The organism is Pseudomonas sp. GGS8 (assembly GCF_024168645.1).
Taxonomy (GTDB): domain Bacteria; phylum Pseudomonadota; class Gammaproteobacteria; order Pseudomonadales; family Pseudomonadaceae; genus Aquipseudomonas.
This window is the reverse complement of sequence record NZ_JALJWF010000001.1, coordinates 614,625-631,955: the sequence shown is the minus strand read 5'-3', so window position 1 is coordinate 631,955 and position 17,331 is coordinate 614,625. Positions and strand designations below refer to the sequence as shown.

General features: G+C 59.0%; 12 protein-coding genes. 5 read left to right on the top strand and 7 right to left on the bottom strand.

Features of this window, described 5'->3' with window-relative positions; translation table 11 throughout:
- Positions 1-19: 19 nt before the first annotated feature.
- From lon to J3D54_RS02760, 5 genes are all read right to left on the bottom strand, one after another.
- Positions 20-2,437, bottom strand: a complete 2,418-nt coding sequence (gene lon / locus J3D54_RS02780; protein WP_253416604.1) for an endopeptidase La — start codon at positions 2,435-2,437, stop codon at positions 20-22.
- Between the two features lie 210 nt (positions 2,438-2,647).
- Complete coding sequence (locus tag J3D54_RS02775) at positions 2,648-5,056, bottom strand: glucose/quinate/shikimate family membrane-bound PQQ-dependent dehydrogenase (protein WP_253416603.1); 2,409 nt, start codon at positions 5,054-5,056, stop codon at positions 2,648-2,650.
- Positions 5,057-5,182: 126 nt separating this feature from the next.
- Complete coding sequence (locus tag J3D54_RS02770; RefSeq protein ID WP_253416602.1) at positions 5,183-6,565, bottom strand: carbohydrate porin; 1,383 nt, start codon at positions 6,563-6,565, stop codon at positions 5,183-5,185.
- Between the two features lie 244 nt (positions 6,566-6,809).
- A complete protein-coding gene (glyA, locus tag J3D54_RS02765) occupies positions 6,810-8,048 on the bottom strand; it encodes a serine hydroxymethyltransferase (protein ID WP_253416601.1) in 1,239 nt (412 codons plus the stop codon).
- A 139-nt stretch (positions 8,049-8,187) separates the two neighbouring features.
- A complete protein-coding gene (locus J3D54_RS02760; RefSeq protein ID WP_253416600.1) occupies positions 8,188-9,393 on the bottom strand; it encodes a benzoate/H(+) symporter BenE family transporter in 1,206 nt (401 codons plus the stop codon).
- A 347-nt stretch (positions 9,394-9,740) separates the two neighbouring features.
- Between J3D54_RS02760 and J3D54_RS02755 the strand changes: the two genes are divergently transcribed.
- From J3D54_RS02755 to J3D54_RS02745, 3 genes are all read left to right on the top strand, one after another.
- Positions 9,741-11,129 carry a PLP-dependent aminotransferase family protein gene (locus J3D54_RS02755; RefSeq protein ID WP_253416599.1) on the top strand — a complete coding sequence of 463 codons (1,389 nt, stop codon included), beginning with the start codon at positions 9,741-9,743 and terminating at the stop codon, positions 11,127-11,129.
- 160 nt (positions 11,130-11,289) lie between these two features.
- Positions 11,290-11,520 carry a VF530 family DNA-binding protein gene (locus tag J3D54_RS02750; protein ID WP_007941719.1) on the top strand — a complete coding sequence of 77 codons (231 nt, stop codon included), beginning with the start codon at positions 11,290-11,292 and terminating at the stop codon, positions 11,518-11,520.
- Positions 11,521-11,522: 2 nt separating this feature from the next.
- On the top strand, positions 11,523-12,167 hold the full coding sequence (locus J3D54_RS02745) for a Pr6Pr family membrane protein (protein ID WP_253416598.1): 645 nt from the start codon (positions 11,523-11,525) through the stop codon (positions 12,165-12,167).
- Between the two features lie 175 nt (positions 12,168-12,342).
- Here J3D54_RS02745 and J3D54_RS02740 read toward each other — a convergent pair whose 3' ends face one another.
- Together J3D54_RS02740 and J3D54_RS02735 are read right to left on the bottom strand one after the other, a co-directional pair.
- Entirely contained in the window at positions 12,343-13,128 is a 786-nt protein-coding gene (locus J3D54_RS02740; protein ID WP_253416597.1) for a siderophore-interacting protein, read from the bottom strand.
- The gene (locus J3D54_RS02735; RefSeq protein WP_253416596.1) at positions 13,125-13,703 is read right to left on the bottom strand and encodes a PadR family transcriptional regulator; all 579 of its coding nucleotides are present in this window, start codon (positions 13,701-13,703) and stop codon (positions 13,125-13,127) included. Before J3D54_RS02735 ends, J3D54_RS02740 begins: the two co-directional genes overlap by 4 nt.
- A gap of 510 nt (positions 13,704-14,213) precedes the next feature.
- On the opposite strand from J3D54_RS02735, the gene J3D54_RS02730 reads away from it, so the two are divergent.
- Positions 14,214-14,699 carry an adhesin gene (locus J3D54_RS02730; protein ID WP_253416595.1) on the top strand — a complete coding sequence of 162 codons (486 nt, stop codon included), beginning with the start codon at positions 14,214-14,216 and terminating at the stop codon, positions 14,697-14,699.
- A gap of 109 nt (positions 14,700-14,808) precedes the next feature.
- The gene (locus tag J3D54_RS02725; protein WP_253416594.1) at positions 14,809-17,331 is read left to right on the top strand and encodes a CS1-pili formation C-terminal domain-containing protein; all 2,523 of its coding nucleotides are present in this window, start codon (positions 14,809-14,811) and stop codon (positions 17,329-17,331) included.

Genomic DNA, 17,331 nt, shown 5'->3' with positions numbered 1-17,331 from the left:
GAAACGATCAAGCTACGGGTCAGAACAATATCTTCGCCACATCCGCAAAGCGCTTGGCAAAGTGCACGGTAATGCCTTCCTTCAGGTATTCCGGCAGCTCCTCGAAATTACCGCGATTGGGCTCCGGCAAAATCAGTTCATTGATCTTCTGCCGACGCGCTGCGATGACTTTTTCACGCACGCCGCCAATCGGCAGTACATGCCCGGTCAGCGTCAGTTCACCGGTCATGGCCACGCCTTTTTTCGGCGGCTGGTTGCGGGCGAGGGAGAGCAGGGCGCTGGCCATGGTCACGCCGGCGCTCGGGCCGTCTTTCGGCGTGGCGCCTTCGGGTACGTGGAGATGGACGAACGCTTCGTCGAAGAACGTCGGGTCACCGCCGAATTGCTTCAGATGGGAGCTGACGTAGCTGTAGGCAATTTCTGCCGACTCTTTCATCACGTCCCCCAGTTGCCCGGTGAGTTTGAAGCCGCGGTTGAGGGTGTGAATGCGCGTGGCTTCGATCGGCAGGGTCGCGCCGCCCATGCTGGTCCAGGCCAGACCAGTGATGACGCCGACACCGGACAGCACTTGTTCGTTGCGGAACACCGGTCGGCCGAGTGAGGCTTCCAGGTCTTTCGGGCCGAGTTTGATGACGGCTTTCGGTTCGTCGAGCAGTTTCATTACCGCTTTGCGCACCAGTTTGCCGAGGTTTTTCTCCAGTTGCCGTACCCCGGCTTCGCGGGCGTAGCCGTCGATCAAGGCCCTCAATGCAATGTCGCTAATGCTCAAGTTGCCTTTGGACACGCCGGCCTTTTCCAGCTGTTTCGGCCACAGGTGACGCTTGGCGATGGCGACTTTTTCTTCGGTGATGTAACCCGACAGGCGAATCACTTCCATCCGGTCCAGCAACGGGCCGGGGATCGAGTCCAGGGTGTTGGCGGTGCAGATGAATAGCACTTTCGACAGGTCCAGACGCAAATCCAGGTAGTGGTCGAGGAATTCGACGTTCTGTTCCGGGTCGAGGGTTTCCAGCAGCGCCGAGGCCGGGTCGCCCTGGTAGCTCTGGCCCATCTTGTCGATCTCGTCGAGCATGATCACCGGGTTCATCACTTCGACGTCTTTCAACGCCTGGACGAGTTTGCCCGGTTGCGCGCCGATGTAAGTGCGGCGATGGCCCTTGATCTCGGCTTCGTCGCGCATGCCGCCGACGCTGAAGCGATAGAACGGCCGGCCCAGGGATTCGGCGATGGATTTGCCGACGCTGGTTTTGCCCACACCCGGTGGGCCTACCAGCAAGACGATGGAGCCGCTGATCTCGCCTTTATAGGCACCGACCGCGAGGAACTCGAGGATGCGGTCCTTGATGTCGTCGAGGCCAGCGTGGTGTTTATCCAGCACCTTGCGCGCGTGCTTGAGGTCGAGTTTGTCCTCGCCGTACACGCCCCACGGCACCGAAGTCGCCCAATCGAGGTAATTGCGGGTCACCGCGTATTCCGGCGATCCGGTTTCGAGGATTGATAGCTTGTTCATTTCCTCGGCGATGCGTTTCTGCGCCTGGGGCGATAACACTTTGCCCGTCAGGCGTTGCTCGAACTGTTCGATATCGGCACTGCGGTCGTCCTTGGTCAGGCCCAGCTCTTGCTGAATGACCTTGAGTTGTTCCTTGAGGAAGAACTCACGCTGATGCTCGCCGATCTTGCGGTTAACTTCAGCAGAAATCTCTTTTTGCAGACGTGCGACTTCGACTTCCTTGCGCAGCATCGGCAGGACTTTTTCCATGCGCTTGAGCATCGGCACGCAGTCGAGCACTTCTTGCAGCTCGCTGCCGGTGGCCGAAGTCAGGGCCGCGGCGAAGTCGGTCAGCGGCGACGGGTCGTTGGGGCTGAAGCGGTTTAGGTAGTTCTTCAGCTCTTCGCTGTACAGCGGGTTGAGCGGCAGCAGTTCCTTGATCGCGTTGATCAGCGCCATGCCGTAAGCCTTGACCTCATCGGTCGGCTCGGTGGGCTGATGCGGGTATTCGACCTCCACCAGGTACGGTGGGCGATGGTGTTTGAGCCAGGTCTTGATGCGCACCCGGGTCAGGCCCTGGGCGACGAATTGCAGTTTGCCGTTTTCGCGGCTGGCGTGATGGACTTTCACCAGCGTGCCGTATTCCGGCAGGGCTTCGGTGTCGAAGTGGCGCGGGTTTTCCTGGGGGGCGTCCATGAAGAACAGGGCCAGGGAATGATGGTCGGACTGGCTCACCAGTTCGAGGGTTTCGGCCCACGGCTCTTCATTGACGATCACCGGCAGTACTTGCGCCGGGAAGAAAGGCCGGTTGTGGATCGGGATGATGTAGACCTTGTCCGGCAGGTTCTGGCCAGGCAGGGTGAGGCCTTTGCCGGGGGCGTGGTGTTCGGTTCTGTCTGTTTCTGTGTATTCGCTCGGGTCTTCGGGGAATTCTTGCTGGTCGGTCATGGGGCACCTGCGCAATAGGGTATGGATCTTAGATGGGGCAGGTGGGGGGTGGTTTCAATGGCCTTGGCTATTTCAGAGTGTGTGTTCAGGGTTTTGACAGATATTGGATCTCCAACGAGCCCGCTCCTACAGGGGGTTGGGGGGGGATTGCAGCAACAAAAAAGGCGACTACCGCAAAGTAGTCGCCTTTGTTTTAACTGCCGCTACCGCTTATTCCGACAGTTTGTACGCAATCACATAGTCACCTTGCTTGGTGCCCAGCGATCCGTGACCACCCGCAACGACGAGCACGTATTGCTTGCCGTCCTTACCGGTGTAGGTCATCGGTGTGGTCTGCGCGCCGGCTGGCAGGCGGCCTTCCCAGAGTTGCTTGCCGTTTTTCACGTCATAGGCGCGCAGGTACTGGTCGAGGGTGCCGCTCAGGAAGGCCACGCCACCAGCGGTGGTGAAGGTGCCGCCCAGGCTGGGAACGCCCATGCTCAGAGGGATCGGAACCGGCGAGCTGTCGCGCACGGTGCCGTTTTTGTGTTTCCAGATGATTTTGCTGGTGGTCAGGTCGACCGCTGTCACGTAACCCCAGGCCGGTGCCTGGCACGGCAGGCCCATTGGCGAGAGCAGGGGTTCGAGGATGACGCCGTATGGCGCGCCTTTGTTCGGCTGCACGCCTTCGGTTTCGCTTTTACGCGGGCCTTGGGCTGCGATTTCGGCGGCGAGGATCAGTTTCGATTTGAACGCCATGTAGTCCGGGTTCATGAAAGCAATCTGACGCACCGGGTCAACCGAGATACCACCCCAGTCGAACACACCGAAGTTGCCTGGATAAACGATCGAACCTTGCAGCGATGGCGGCGTGAACGGGCCGTCGTAGCGCAGGGATTTGAAGTTGATCCGGCAGATCAGTTGGTCGAACGGGGTGACGCCCCACATGTCGCGCTCTTTCAGCGGCGGCGGCATCAGGTTCAGGTCGGATTTCGGTTGGGTCGGCGAGGTGTGATCACCTTCGACAGCGCCTTGTGGCACCGGCACTTCGTTGATCGGCACGATGGCCTTGCCGTTGCTGCGGTCCAGCACGTAAATGCTGCCTTGCTTGGTGGACGCAAGCACCGCCTGCTTCACACCGTCAGCGGTTTTCAGGTCCATCAGGGTTGGCTGGCCACCGACGTCCATGTCCCACAGGTCATGGTGGGTGAACTGGAAGTGCCAGCGCACCTTGCCGGTGGCGATGTCCAGCGCGGTCAGGCCGGCGGCGTGCAGTTCCGATTCAGGGGTACGCGCGCCACCGAACTGATCCGGGGTCTGGTTGCCCATCGGCAGGTAGAGCATGCCGAGTTTTTCGTCGACGGCGAACATGGACCACATGTTCGGCGAGTTGCGGGTGTAAATCTTGCCTTCGGCAATCGGCGTGGTGTCGTCCGGGTTGCCGCTGTCCCAGTTCCACACCAGTTTGCCGGTGTGCACGTCGAACGCGCGGATGACGCCGCTTGGCTCGTCGGTGGAAACGTTGTCGGTGACGTGGCCGCCAATCACCACCAGGTCTTTGGTGACCGCCGGTGGCGAAGTGGAGTAGTAACCACCAGGGGTGAAGCCGCCGATGTTAGCGGTCAGGTCGACCTGGCCACCGCTACCGAAGTCTTCGCACATCTTGCCGGTGTCGGCGTCCAGGGCGATCAGGCGGGTGTCGGCGGTCGGCAGGAAGATCCGGCGTGGGCAGACGCTGGTCACTGGCGGGTTGGCAGTGCCGGTCGGGCTCTGCTCGGACGCGTAGGCGGCATCATCGTGATAGGTCACGCCACGGCAGGTCATGTGCGCCCAACCCTTGAAGTTCGCCGCCTTCTGCGTGGAGAGCTTCGGATCGAAACGCCAGATTTCCTTGCCGGTGTCCGGGTCCAGCGCGATCACCTGGCTGTGCGGCGTGCAGACATAGAGCATGCCGTTGGCTTTGAGCGGGGTGTTTTCGGCGGTGGTTTCACCCGGGTCGTTCGGCCCTGGCAGGTCGCCGGTGCGGTAGGTCCAGGCGGGAACCAGTTTACTGACGTTCTGCGGCGTGATCTGCGCCAATGGCGAGTAGCGATCACCGTGGGCGCTGCGGCCGTAGGAATTCCAGTCACCGTCCGGCATGGCCGGGGCGGTGTTGGTCATGCCAGGCACGGCGTCACGATCCAGTTGGCCTTTGATTTCACCGGGGTTGGTGAACAGGCTGGCCAGCGCGGCGATACCGGCGATGACCACGGCTGCACTCAGCACACCAGTGCCGACCGGGTTGAAGTCGCCGCGACGCAACGGGCGACGAAACCATGGCAGCAGCATGACGATGCCGAGGGTAAAGAGCAGCGCCAGACGCGGTACCAGTTGCCACCAGTCCAGACCGACTTCCCACAGTGCCCAGACGGTACTGGCGAACAGCACCACCGCGTACACGCTCAGCGCTGCATAACGGTCGGCCAGCAGCAGCCCACCGGCCACCATCAGGCCGATACCGGCCAGCAGGTAATACAGCGAGCCGCCGAGCATGCTCAGCTTGATTCCCCCGGCCAGCAAGGCCAGGCCCATTAGCAGAAGCACGATACCGAGCAGGCTCGGTAGCAGACGGCTTCGACTCAAAGCACCATCAGTGCTCATAGTGTGGTTCTCCGTGACGTTTAAGTAGTCCCGCGCAAGTTCACTGTAGATGACGATCTGGCGCGGGCATGGTTCAGTTAAGAAAGGTGTGCGGTTGATTCAATCCCACAGGTCTTGTGGTTTTAATTAGAAAGACGACTGGATCTTGATCCCGCCAACCAGCGCGTCATCAACCTTGTCCACGCCACCGGGGTGGCGGATGTATTGCAGGTTCGGGCGCACGGTCAGCCAATTGGTGACGTGCACACCGTAATAGAGCTCGCTGCTGTACTCGGTGTCTTGCGGTGGCAGGAACGACGGGTCGTCGAAGTCCTGGACGGCGCGGGCCTGGTTGGTCGCCTCGGCGTTCTTGCGGTAGGCCGGGTTGACGTGGACACGGGCCAGCGCGAAGCCGATATCGTCTTTGGCGCGAGCATCGAACAGGCCTTTGTAGACGACGCCGGCCTGGACATAGTTGTCGATGGCGTTGGTCTTCTTGTCGTGCATCGTGGCGTTGGCGAACACACTCAGGCCGCGAGCGTTATCGCTGGCGCGGCTGGTCAGTTGCTGTTGAACACCGAGCCACACGCCATGCTTGCTCGACGCACTGCGGTAAGCCTCGCCGCTCAGGGCGGCCGGCTGGCCATTGCTGTCCTTATAGACGTCGCTGGCCTTGGCGCTGCTGTAGTAGTAACCGGCGCGGTATTCACCCGGCAGGTCATTGAGCTTCGGGGTCCAGACCAGTTCTACCGGCAGGATTGCGCCCTGAGTGCCGCTGCCGCTGAGCTTGAAACCGTTATCGCGATCCAGATTGGACGGGTTTTGCTCGTAAGCCCCGACTTGCGCGTAAAGCTCGGGCGTCAGGTGATATTTGACGCGCATGGCCCACTGGCTGACCGGCCAGTTGTACCAGATGCCACCGACCCAGTTACCGACCTGGGAGCCACAGAACGCCAGGTTCTGGAAGTCGCAGGGGAAGCTGTTGAAGTCTTCGCCCTCGCCGAAGCGGCCGACCTTGATGTCGAGCTTCTGGTCGAAGAATTTCTGCTGATACCACATCTGCGTCAGGCGCCAGGTCTGGCCACGGCCCCAGACTTCCTGCGCCGAGGTGAAACCGCCAACACGCGGGTCGTTGATCCGGTCGTTGCTGATGTTGTTGCCGTTGCGTTCGGTGATGGTCAGCTGAAACTCAGCGTCGTCCCAGCCCAGAATCTTCTGCAGGTCCAGGTGAGTACCAAAACCAAACTGGTCGCTGTAGCGCGCGGTACGGTCATGGTCGTAGCCACCGTGCAGGTTGCTGCCCATTTCACCGGTGTAATCGACTTTGAAGTCGTAGCCTTTTTTCGAAAGTTCGGTACGAGTGCCGTTCCAGTCACCCAGCATCCACGGCGAGTCGCTATCGAAGGCTGGCGCGGCCTGGGTGCAAGTGGCAAGGCCCAGCGCGGTGAACCCGCTGATCAGCTTCAGGGCTTTTCGGCTGGACACAGAGGAAGAGACAGCGCTGTCTCGCGGAGTTTGAAAATCAGGCATAGAGAAGGAATTCTTGATCTTTTTCTAAAGGGGATGAGTTGAACGCAGCAGGAATGCAGCAGGGGAGAAGCGTTTCAGCTGGACGGGCGTAAGGATAATGTCCTGTAACACATTGAGAAAGGGCTTTTACTGACATGGATCATTTCGGATTTGGTAACAGTCGGCTGCGACCGGTCGCCGCAGTGCCAGTTGGCGCAAAAAAAAAGGCGGACTGGATAGTCCGCCTCGCTATGTTTCAGGGCCGTTAATTCAACAGATAGACCGGGAAACATTCACACAAATGCATCACCCGTCGACGGACGTTGTCCAGCAGCGCCGCATTGTTCGGTTGCTCAAGCAGATCGGCAATCAGGTTGGCCACTTCGGCGCATTCGGCTTCGCCGAAACCCCGCGTGGTCAGGGCGGGTGTGCCAATGCGAATGCCGCTGGTGATTGCAGGTTTTTGCGGATCGTCGGGGATCGCGTTCTTGTTCAAGGTGATGTGGGCGCTCTCGAGCAACGCCTCGGCATCTTTCCCGGTGATGTTCTTCGCGCGCAGATCGAGCAGGAACATGTGGCAGTCGGTGCCACCTGACACCACCCGCAGGCCCCGTCGAGTAAGGATGTTCGCCATGGTCCTGGCGTTGTCGATGACGCGTTGCTGATAGTGTTTGAACTCATCACCGAGTGCTTCGTTGAACGCGGCGGCCTTGGCGGCGATGACGTGCATCAGAGGTCCACCTTGATAGACCGGGAATATCGTCTTGTCGAGCAACGCCGCATGTTCGCGTTTAGCCAGGATCAGACCGCCCCGTGGGCCGCGCAGCGTTTTATGCGTGGTCGAGGTGACGAAGTCGGCAATGCCGACCGGCGAGGGGTACAGGCCGGCTGCGATGAGCCCGGCGTAGTGCGCCATGTCGACCATCAGGTATGCCCCGATTTCATCGCAGATGTTGCGAAAGCGCTGGAAGTCGATGGTCCTGGAATACGCCGAGGCACCGGCAATGATCATTTTCGGCCGGTGTTCCCGGGCCAGGGCTTCCATCTGGGCGTAGTCGAGGGTTTCGCTGTGTTTTTCCAGACCGTAAGAGTAAGCGGTGTAGAACTTGCCGGAGAAGTTTACCGAGGCGCCATGGGTCAAGTGGCCGCCATCGGCCAGGGACATTCCCAGAATCGTGTCGCCAGGGTTGAGCACAGCGAGAAACACGGCCTGGTTGGCCTGGGAGCCGGAGTGCGGCTGGACGTTGGCATATTCGCAACCAAACAGCTTGCAGGCCCGTTCGATGGCGAGGTTTTCAATCTCGTCGACCACTTTACAGCCACCGTAATAGCGCTTGCCTGGATAGCCTTCGGCGTACTTGTTGGTCAGCACCGAACCTTGGGCTTCCAGCACTTCTTCGCTGACGTAGTTTTCCGAGGCGATCAACTCCAGGTGGGTTTCCTGGCGGTTGCGTTCGCGGCCGATCAGGCGAGCGAGGGTGGGGTCTAGATTCTGCAGGCTCATGGAGTCTTCCTTGAAATAAGTGCTTCGGCCAAGGGGGCTGGCGCGTGATGCGGCAACACCCGTGACTGACTTTTGCTGGTGTCGGAAAGAAAAATGGACGTGTCTTTAAGGCTGCTGCCCGTGAAGTCGTAACGAGCGGTCATGGTCGGCTGCCCTCGACGACGGCGCTGGCTTTGCTTTCCCGGGTGTAGGTCAGTACGAAATGTGCCACGAGCCCGAAGATCAGCCCCCAGAATGCAGCGGCCAGCCCCAGGAAGCTCATGCCCGAGGCGGTGACCAGGAAGGTGATCAGCGCCGCTTCCCGTTGTTTCTCGTCAGCCATGGCGCCGGTCAGCCCGGCGCTGATCGCCCCGAACAGGGCCAGGCCGGCGAGGGAGGCGATCAGCTCTTTGGGCAAGGCAGAAAACACCGAAGCGAGGGTCGCGCCGAAGATGCCCATCAGAATGTAGAACACCCCGCAGGCGATCCCGGCGATGTAGCGCTTGTCGCGATCTTCATGGGCTTCGCGGCCGGTGCAGATAGCGGCGGTGATGGCCGCCAGGTTTAAGCCGTGGGAGCCGAATGGCGCCATCAAAATCGAGCCGATGGCCGTGACCGAAATGATCGAGCGCGCCGGGGTGTTGTAGCCCGAGGTGCGCAACACTGCCATGCCCGGTACGTACTGCCCGGTCAGGGTGACGAGGGCCAGCGGCAGGCCAATATTGATGATCGCGTGCCAGCTCCACTGCGGGGCGATGAAGATCGGGTGGGCGAGATCAATGGTGATCGAACCGGTGTTGAGTGCACCGAACGAGGCGGCCACGGCGCAGCCGACAATCAATACCGACAGGATGGCGTAGCGCGGTGAAAAGCGCTTGAAGATCAGGTACGCCGCGATCATTGACAGCACCATGCTCGGCTGCAGCTTGATCGAGGTGAAGAGTTCGGCGCCGAAACGAAACAGGATGCCGGCGAGCATGGCGGCGGCGATGGCTTTTGGCAGGCGACTCATCAGTTTGTCGAACGCACCGGACAGGCCGACCACCGCGATAATCACCGAAGCCACCACATAGGCGCCGATGGCCTCGGGCAGGGAGACCGTGGGCAGCATCGACACCAGCAACGCCGCACCGGGTGTCGACCATGCCGTAATCACCGGAATCCGCAAGCGCCAGCTCAATAACAGACCGGTAATGCCGCTGCCGATGGATATGGCCCAGATCCAGGACGACACTTGATCGTTGGGCAGGTGCGCTTCCCGGGCCGCCTGAAACACGATGATCAGCGGGCCGGCATAGGAAATGATCACGGCGATGAAGCCTGCAATGACCGCTGACAGGGATAGATCCTTTCTGAGTGTGTCCATGATGTCTCGACTTGGCGTGGCGGGCACGCGGTGATTCAGAATTGAGATTGAGTCGATTGCTTCGATTCGAGATGAGTGTATTTGAATGAATTGAGTTGATTCAATAGGTGGGTGGGTTGTTACGAGATGCTTTTTGGTTATCAAGGTGTATTTGTCAGGTTTTTTTAAATAACTAATTGATTTATAAATATTTTTATTAGTTTGAAAATATTTTTCGTGAAAGATGCTTCTCGATTAATTCGCCGAATCAATCGACTCAATTTATTGATTGAGTCCATTTATTAGTTGCCTAACCACCCTGTGATATGCTCGGATATTCATCATTTCTACGATGGTAGCGGTCATTCATGTGGGTCCCTCAGCTAAGCGAATTCAACCAGCCGATGTATTTGTCGATTGCCGACGCGTTGGCGCGCGATATCAGCAACGGCGTGTTGAACGAAGGTGATCGTCTGCCGACCCTGCGGGAGCTGGCCACCACGCTGAATGTCACGCCCGGTACCATCAGCCGTGCCTACAGCGAAGCCCATCGGCGGCGTCTGGTGCAGGGGGAAGTAGGGCGCGGTACTTATGTGCTCAACCAGAAGCAGTTGGAATTGCCGGCCAGCAACAGTGCCGCCTCGCTGAATCTTGGGCAGTCTGAGTTACTGGACCTTTCGATCATCAAGCCTTACAGCGAAACCCTGGAATACTGGTTGCGCGGAGCCTTGGTGGGCATGGCCAAAAGTACGGATTTTGCCGATGCCCTCGATTACGCACCCGATGGCGGTCATCCGGCTCATCGCGAGGCGGGCGCGCAATGGCTGCGCCATTCGTTGCCCGATGCACAATGGCAGCAAGTGGTGATCACCGCCGGCGCCCAGCATGGTTTGATGGTCGCGATGAGTGCGCTGACCAACGCCGGTGATCTGGTGCTCTGCGAGGCGCTTTGCTACCCCGGCATCATTTCCCTTGCCCATGGACTGGAACGACGTCTGCGTGGCGTACCCATGGACGATGAAGGGATCATTCCCGAAGCGCTGCGTGAACTGTGTCAGCGTGAGAAACCGGCGATGCTGGTCTGCGTGGCGACCTGTCAGAACCCGACGGCCGCGATCATGTCGCAAAAACGTCGAGCGCAAATCGCGGCGTTGGCCGAGGAGTTCGACTTCATCATTCTGGACGATGACATCTACGGTTTTCTGGCCACCGACCCGTCGATCAAACCGCTGTCGGCGTTTGCCCCGGATCGTTCGGTGTACCTGACCAGTCTGTCGAAGTCGGTTATGCCGGCCTTGCGGATTGGCTATCTCTATAGCCCGCCGAAACTGCTGTCGCGCCTGACCTCCATGGTGCGCAGCAGCGTCTGGATGCCGTCGCCATTGACCGCTCAGTTGGCGAGCAATGTGATCACGGAGGGGTTGGATAGAAAGCTGATCCGCATTCAGCGCAACGAGGCCGCCGGGCGGCAGGCGATCGCTCAGGAAATCTTCGCCAATTTCGAGCTCAAGACCCAGCCGTATTCCTACCACATCTGGTTGACGTTGCCCGAGCCCTGGACCTGCGACGAATTCACCATGCTGGCCCGTGCCAACGGTGTGCTGGTGCTCAGTGGCACCCAGTTCCAGGCCGAACGTAGCGGCATTACCCGCTGTGTGCGATTGGTGTTGATGTCGCCTACCAGCCAGGACGAGTTGAGGTTTGCCCTGACCAAGCTTGCCAGTCTGATCGATTCGGACCCGCGTCGTTATTACTGAGTCGGGCGCTATCTTCTGACGTTTGTCCCTCAGATGATGGCCAACTCGCCTACAGTTAATTCAGCATCCGACGAATGCCGCTGTACGGAGCCCTTCCACCGGACGAAAGCCTCCGCTAAGGTGCGCGGCTTCTCATCCTTTCATCGCTCAAAGGCCCGGCATGACCGAACAGAACACCAACCCCCTGCACGGCGTGACGCTGGAGCAAATCCTCAACGCCCTGGTTGAGCACTACGAATGGTCAGGGCTGGCCGAGCGTATCGATATCCGCTGCTTCAAGAGCGACCCGAGCATCAAGTCGAGCCTGACATTCCTGCGCAAAACCCCATGGGCGCGCGAGAAGGTCGAACGCCTGTACGTGAAGCTGATGCGCACCAAGCGCCCGGTCTGAGCATGGTCATACCCTCGACCGCGAGGCGTCGTTGTGTTGCCGTGGCGGCGATTCTGGGCTGGGTGGGTTTAAGCATTCAGCTGTACCTGATTCTCTATGCCCGCTGGAGTATCGCGGCCAGTCTGTTGGGCGGGCTGGTGAGCTTTTTCAGTTTTTTCACTGTGCTGACCAATACGCTGGTGGCGGTGGTGCTGACCTGTGAACTGACGTCCCGCGAGTCAGCGGCGCGACGCTGGTTTTTGCAGCCGTGGGTGAGCAGTGCCATTGCGGTGAGCATTGCTGTCGTCGGTTTGGCGTACAGCCTGTTGTTGCGCCATTTATGGCATCCCGAAGGCTGGCAATGGCTGGCCGATGAGCTGATGCATGACGTCATGCCGCTGCTGTTCCTGGTGTATTGGTGGTGCTGTGTGCCCAAGGGCACGTTGCGGGTTGGGCATATCGGCCGGTGGGTGATTTACCCGCTGGTGTATTTCGCCTATTCGCTGCTGCGTGGACATGAGTTGGCGGTCTATCCCTATCCATTCATTGATGTGGACAAGTTGGGTTATCCACAGGTGTTTATGAATGCCGCAGGATTGCTGGCGGGGTTTGTGCTGATCTCATTGCTGGTGATCGGGTTGGATCGGTGGCGCACGGATCGCAAGTGAACACTGACTGTGGCGAGGGAGCTTTTGTGGCGAGGGGGCTTGCCCCCGTTCGGCTGCGAAGCAGTCGCAAAATCAGCAAATACGCTGTGCCGGTTAAAACTCCGTTGCAGGTTTTAGCGCCGCTGCGCGACGCAACGGGGGCAAGCCCCCTCGCCACAGAAAGCATGCACAGCGGTTATTCCTCGTCGCTGTCCTCCAGCCGCCAGTAGCCGACAGCCTTCACAAACTGCTCGTTCAGGCCATGCTCATCGAGCAACACCCGGCGGATCTGCCGCGATACTTTGGACTCGGTCGCCACCCACGCATACAGATTGCCAGCAGGCACTTTGATCTGTTGCACGGTGGTCAGCAGGTTGTTTTTGCCACCTTCCCGCAGCACCCAGATCACGTCGACCTGCGCGGCGCTTACCAGGCGTTGTTGTTCGGCGCCGTTTTCCACTTCCACGATCACCAATGCACGTCGATTGGCGGCCAGGCCTTCGAGGCGGCGGGCGATGGCGGGCAGGGCGGTTTCATCGCCGATCAACAAGTAGCTGTCGAACATGTCCGGCACGATCATCGAGCCCCGTGGCCCGCCGATGTGCAGAAACTGGCCGGGTTTGGCCTGCTCGGCCCAGGTCGAGGCCGGGCCGTCACCGTGCAACACAAAGTCGATGTCCAGTTCCTGCGTGTCCAGATCGTAACGACGCGGCGTGTAATCGCGCATCGCCGGCAGGGGGCCGTTGTCTTTGCCAGCGCCGAGCACCGGGGTTTCCAGCGCCGCTTGTTCCGCCGCGTTTTGCGGGAACAGCAGTTTGACGTGGTCGTCCGTGCCGAGGCTGACGAAGCCGGCCAGCTCCGGTCCGCCCAGCGTAATCCGGCGCATGCGCGGCGTCAGGTCAACCACCCGCAACACTTGCAGGCGACGGCGTTTGATTTCATGCATGACACGGTGAATGGATTGCACGATCACTTCAGTCATTCGGCTTTCTCCTGAACGGGTTGAACGGCAGGGCCGTCGACGATGGCTTTGGCGGTGTTGTTGAGCAGGTCGCGCACCCGCAGGATTTCTTCCGGGCTCCAGCGACCATGGTGCATTTGCAAGGCGTGACGCAGGTTGTGAACCGCTTCGTGGATCTCGGCGGGACGATCATGGCCGCGTAATGAACGTTTGCTGACTTCGATGCGCATGCGCACACCGTCCAGGGCAATCGCCTGCTCGCTTAATGACAGACGTCCGGCGTCGGTGACGCTGTAGCGTTTTTTGCCGCCCTCGGCATCGCCCAGGATCATTTCGCTTTCTTCAAGAAAGGTCAGGGTCGGGTAGATCACGCCGGGGCTGGGGCTGTAGGCGCCGTCGAACATGCTTTCGATCTGGCGGATCAGGTCATAGCCGTGGCAGGGCTGCTCGGCAATCAGCGCCAGTAGCAGCAGTTTCAGGTCGCCGGGGGCAAATACGCGCGGGCCACGACCGCCGCGTTCGCGGCCGGGGCCAGGACGTTTTTCGAAGCCGTCACGGCTGTCGCCGTGGTCTCGATGGGAATGATGGTCTCTCATTTTTGCGTCTTCTCTCGTCGTGTTTAGATACAACTTAAGATATATCTTGCGGCTTAGGCAAGCGTTCTGGACCAACGGTGCCCTCCTGTCGGCCTTGGGCTGCGCTTAAAGACCACGCGCAATGAATGAGGGGGTGATTGCTTTTTTAGAGTAATTGAACTAATTGTAAAGTTAAGATGCTGATCATTAACGGAGTGCCGGTAGTTAAGTAGTACCGGTCTTACAGAGGTTGGCTTAGTTCTTGTCTGTGTGCTTTTTTAGTTAGAGCTGTGTGTAGTATTTCTCTGAGGGTAAAGAAGTCATTTCAATGATATTTCAACTTTTTTCCTGCGGCTCGAAAGTCGTTGTTACTACATGTTCTTAGGAAGTTGCGTACTTACTTTCTCGAGGGATTTGACGATCATTCTCTGGCGTCGAAAGTTAAGCGAAATCGCCATCTTCGTGTTGAGTGGTATTCGCATTTCAAGACTTTTCTCGGCCCAATCCTTTGAAATTGACAGGTACTTAATAATGTTCAAGAAGCTTGCAATCACCGTTCCGATGACCCTTCTGGCCCTCAGCTCTTCGATGGCGTTCGCTTCGGAACAAGCGCGTTCGGCCATCAACATCAGCGCTTTTATTCCTACCGAAGTATTCCACGCCCAACCGGTGAATCCTGACTTCGGTAAAGATGAAAAAATGTCCTACAACGTGATAACCGAGCTCTTGAGCCCGCTGCGTGCGGCTTACGATATCCGCCACACTCTCGGTTCGGTCCATGCTTATGTGGAAGGTGGTCCGCAACCGCTGTTCAACGGCACCGACAACATCCGGATGACCTACACCTTCAACGGCGTAGTCTTGGGCGGTCTTCCTAAAGAAGTGGTCGGCGATACCGAATCCAACGCGGGCATGCGGGCTGATCTGGTGATTACCCCTTCCGCGCCGCTTGTCGCTCAAAGAGGTCTTTACACGGCCAATCCAGTCGTGGTCTTCGATGCCGTTCCGCGCATCTGAGTCAGCCATGACTTAAGGCTTAGCCTTATTCGTTAACACTTACCGGTCGATGGGTAATCACTGCCTGTCGATCGGGTTTCAACGCACTTATCTTCAGAGTATCCCGTTCATGTTCCCGATGACTCCCATCGCGACGGCGCTTGCCCTATGTTTTTGTGCAACCGCCCTGGCCGCGCCAGCGGACAACGGCCACACACCTCGAAGTTTGCTGGCGCAAGCCAAGGGTTTACCGAGCGAGTTCGAAGAGCACTTCTTTGATGTGCCGCTGGCGGTGCGCGTGGAACTTGATCAACAGTTTCTCGGTGAGGCGATGGTCGTGTTGACCCGCGACGATCGAATCACCTTAGTTGACTTCAATGATGTCAGCGACAGCACCATCAAGCCCAGCGAACGCGACATCTGGGCCAACCATCTGAAACAAGGCGTGGCGCTGGGCGCCTGCCAGGCCAACTGCCCCGAACAACTGTTGGCCGTGCACTACAGCCTCGAAAACTCGCTGGTGTCGATTCTCACGGAGAACGCCGAGCGGGACGATCAGGTGCAGCAGTATTACAACCTGCCCGAAGGCGGCAGCACTGGCTTGATCGTGCGCAACCAGTTGAACCTCAATGGTGGCCAGAATCAGGACCTCGGTGGCCGTTACGGTCTGGAAGCCAGTAGCAGCCTGGGCAACTGGACCCAAGCGGTCAATTTGCAACTGTCGCGCCTCGGCGGTATGGACAATCAGACCTATCACGCCGTGCATGAGCTTTTTACCCAGCGTGAATTGCAGGGCAACTTTGTGCGCCTGGGCTATTTCACGCCCAACTCTGAAGGCCTGACCCGTCAGCCGCGTACGTTTGGCGCCAGCCCTGATACCGCGCTGGGCGTCATGTATGGCAGCTCCGACAGCCTGGCCATCAACAATCCGAAACCGGCGGTTTATCCGATCTACGTCACAGCCAATCGACAGGGTTCTGTGGAGATATATCGCGACGGATTGCTGATTAACACTCAGGCAGTCCCGGCAGGGTTGCAGACCCTCGATACGCGTCCGCTGCCCGGCGGTATTTACGAAGTGGAAGTGCGCCTGATCGAAGACGGCCAGATCACCTCCAGCACCCTGGAGCTGGTCTACAAACCGAACAATTGGCGCAATCATGACGAGCGCTGGCGCTACAACCTGTTCGCCGGCCGCGAATCCAAATTGCTCAGCAACTGGGAAGAGCAGGCTGACGGCGATATGACCGCCGGCGCGGCGTTCAACTTTCTTTTGCACCCGCGTGTGATCCTCGGCCTGTCGGGGCGGCAGGTGCGCGATTCCCTGCAATATGGCACCTCGGTTGACTGGGCGATCGTCAACAATGCCAGCCTCTTCGCCAACGTCTACAAAACCGAAGACTATGGCACCGGCCTCGATGTGCAGGGACTGTACTCCTATGGCAGCGGCAGCCTCGTCGCCAGCCATAACCGCAGCTGGCTCGACACCACTCGGCTCTACGACACTTTGCCCGACGGCACGCGGGTGCGGCAGCGCAACGTATTCATCGGGCAAACCAGTAACTCGTCGTTATCGGTAAACCATCGGCTTACCAGCAAAAGTTCGGTCAATGCCCGGGTGTCCCACAGTGAAGGCAACACCAATGGGACGGGCGTGGATCTGGGCTGGACCCAACGTTCTCAGCTGTTTGGCAGTGATGCCAATTGGCGCCTGTCGCTGTTTGATCGTCCGGGCAGCGTGAGCTCGGGAGACGACCGTAATCGAGGCATCGACTTGAGTGTGAACATTGCGTTGGGCGGCCCCGGTGAGCAGATCTCCGGCAGCATCGGCACGCGCACCGCCCGTGAAGGTGGCCGTGATAACAATGCCTCGCTCACCTACCGCAAAGACTTGCAGGATCATCTGCTGCAAAACGTCTCGGCCACGGTCATCAGCGACACCTACGGCATCGGTTTGAACGCGATGGGGTCGATGCAATCGGACCTGGTCAACGGTGACGGCTTTATCCAGCGCTCGTCGTTCAACAACGACCTCACCGGCGGTTTGAACCTGGACAGTACGGTGGCCGTCGGCGGGCAAAAAATGGTCATGACCAGCCAATACCACCGCAACGGTGCGGGCATGATCATCGATGTCGAATCGGACATCGACGGTATCGCCTTGCGCGCCGACGATTTGAGCGGTGGCAGTGCGTTGCTCAAACCCGGGCGCAATTTTGTGCCGATCACGGCTTACAAAAGCAGCTCGGTCAGTTTCGATTTCGAGGGCACCGACGTCCCCGCCGCGACCATTCAACCGGCCCGTTCCAGCTATCACCTGAACAAGGGCGGCGTGGGTTATCGGCAGATTCGCGTGATGCAAACCCTCACCGTACTCGGTCGCCTGATCGACCCCCAGGGCAATCCGCTCAAGGGTCACCACATCATCAACCACGCCAGTCGCGGGGTGAGTGAGGTGGACGGGTTCTTCTCCATGGAAATGAACGCCGGCTCACCGACCCTGGAAGTGCGCCACGGCAACCAGTTGCTGTGCCAGTTCCGCCTGGACCCGAGCCAGGGGCGTACTGAAAACAATGTGTTGATGATTGGGGATTTGCGTTGCAGCCCAGACACGCTGGCGGACGTTGGCGATGCCGTGCAGAGCGCCGGTTGA

Excerpts from the sequence above, each read along its gene's own strand:
- lon (WP_253416604.1), bottom strand. The coding sequence starts at position 2,437 with ATGACCGACCAGCAAGAATTCCCCGAAGACCCGAGCGAATACACAGAA.
- J3D54_RS02775 (WP_253416603.1), bottom strand. The coding sequence starts at position 5,056 with ATGAGCACTGATGGTGCTTTGAGTCGAAGCCGTCTGCTACCGAGCCTG.
- J3D54_RS02770 (WP_253416602.1), bottom strand. The coding sequence starts at position 6,565 with ATGCCTGATTTTCAAACTCCGCGAGACAGCGCTGTCTCTTCCTCTGTG.
- glyA (WP_253416601.1), bottom strand. The coding sequence starts at position 8,048 with ATGAGCCTGCAGAATCTAGACCCCACCCTCGCTCGCCTGATCGGCCGC.
- J3D54_RS02760 (WP_253416600.1), bottom strand. The coding sequence starts at position 9,393 with ATGGACACACTCAGAAAGGATCTATCCCTGTCAGCGGTCATTGCAGGC.
- J3D54_RS02755 (WP_253416599.1), top strand. The coding sequence starts at position 9,741 with ATGTGGGTCCCTCAGCTAAGCGAATTCAACCAGCCGATGTATTTGTCG.
- J3D54_RS02750 (WP_007941719.1), top strand. The coding sequence starts at position 11,290 with ATGACCGAACAGAACACCAACCCCCTGCACGGCGTGACGCTGGAGCAA.
- J3D54_RS02745 (WP_253416598.1), top strand. The coding sequence starts at position 11,523 with ATGGTCATACCCTCGACCGCGAGGCGTCGTTGTGTTGCCGTGGCGGCG.
- J3D54_RS02740 (WP_253416597.1), bottom strand. The coding sequence starts at position 13,128 with ATGACTGAAGTGATCGTGCAATCCATTCACCGTGTCATGCATGAAATC.
- J3D54_RS02735 (WP_253416596.1), bottom strand. The coding sequence starts at position 13,703 with ATGAGAGACCATCATTCCCATCGAGACCACGGCGACAGCCGTGACGGC.
- J3D54_RS02730 (WP_253416595.1), top strand. The coding sequence starts at position 14,214 with ATGTTCAAGAAGCTTGCAATCACCGTTCCGATGACCCTTCTGGCCCTC.
- J3D54_RS02725 (WP_253416594.1), top strand. The coding sequence starts at position 14,809 with ATGTTCCCGATGACTCCCATCGCGACGGCGCTTGCCCTATGTTTTTGT.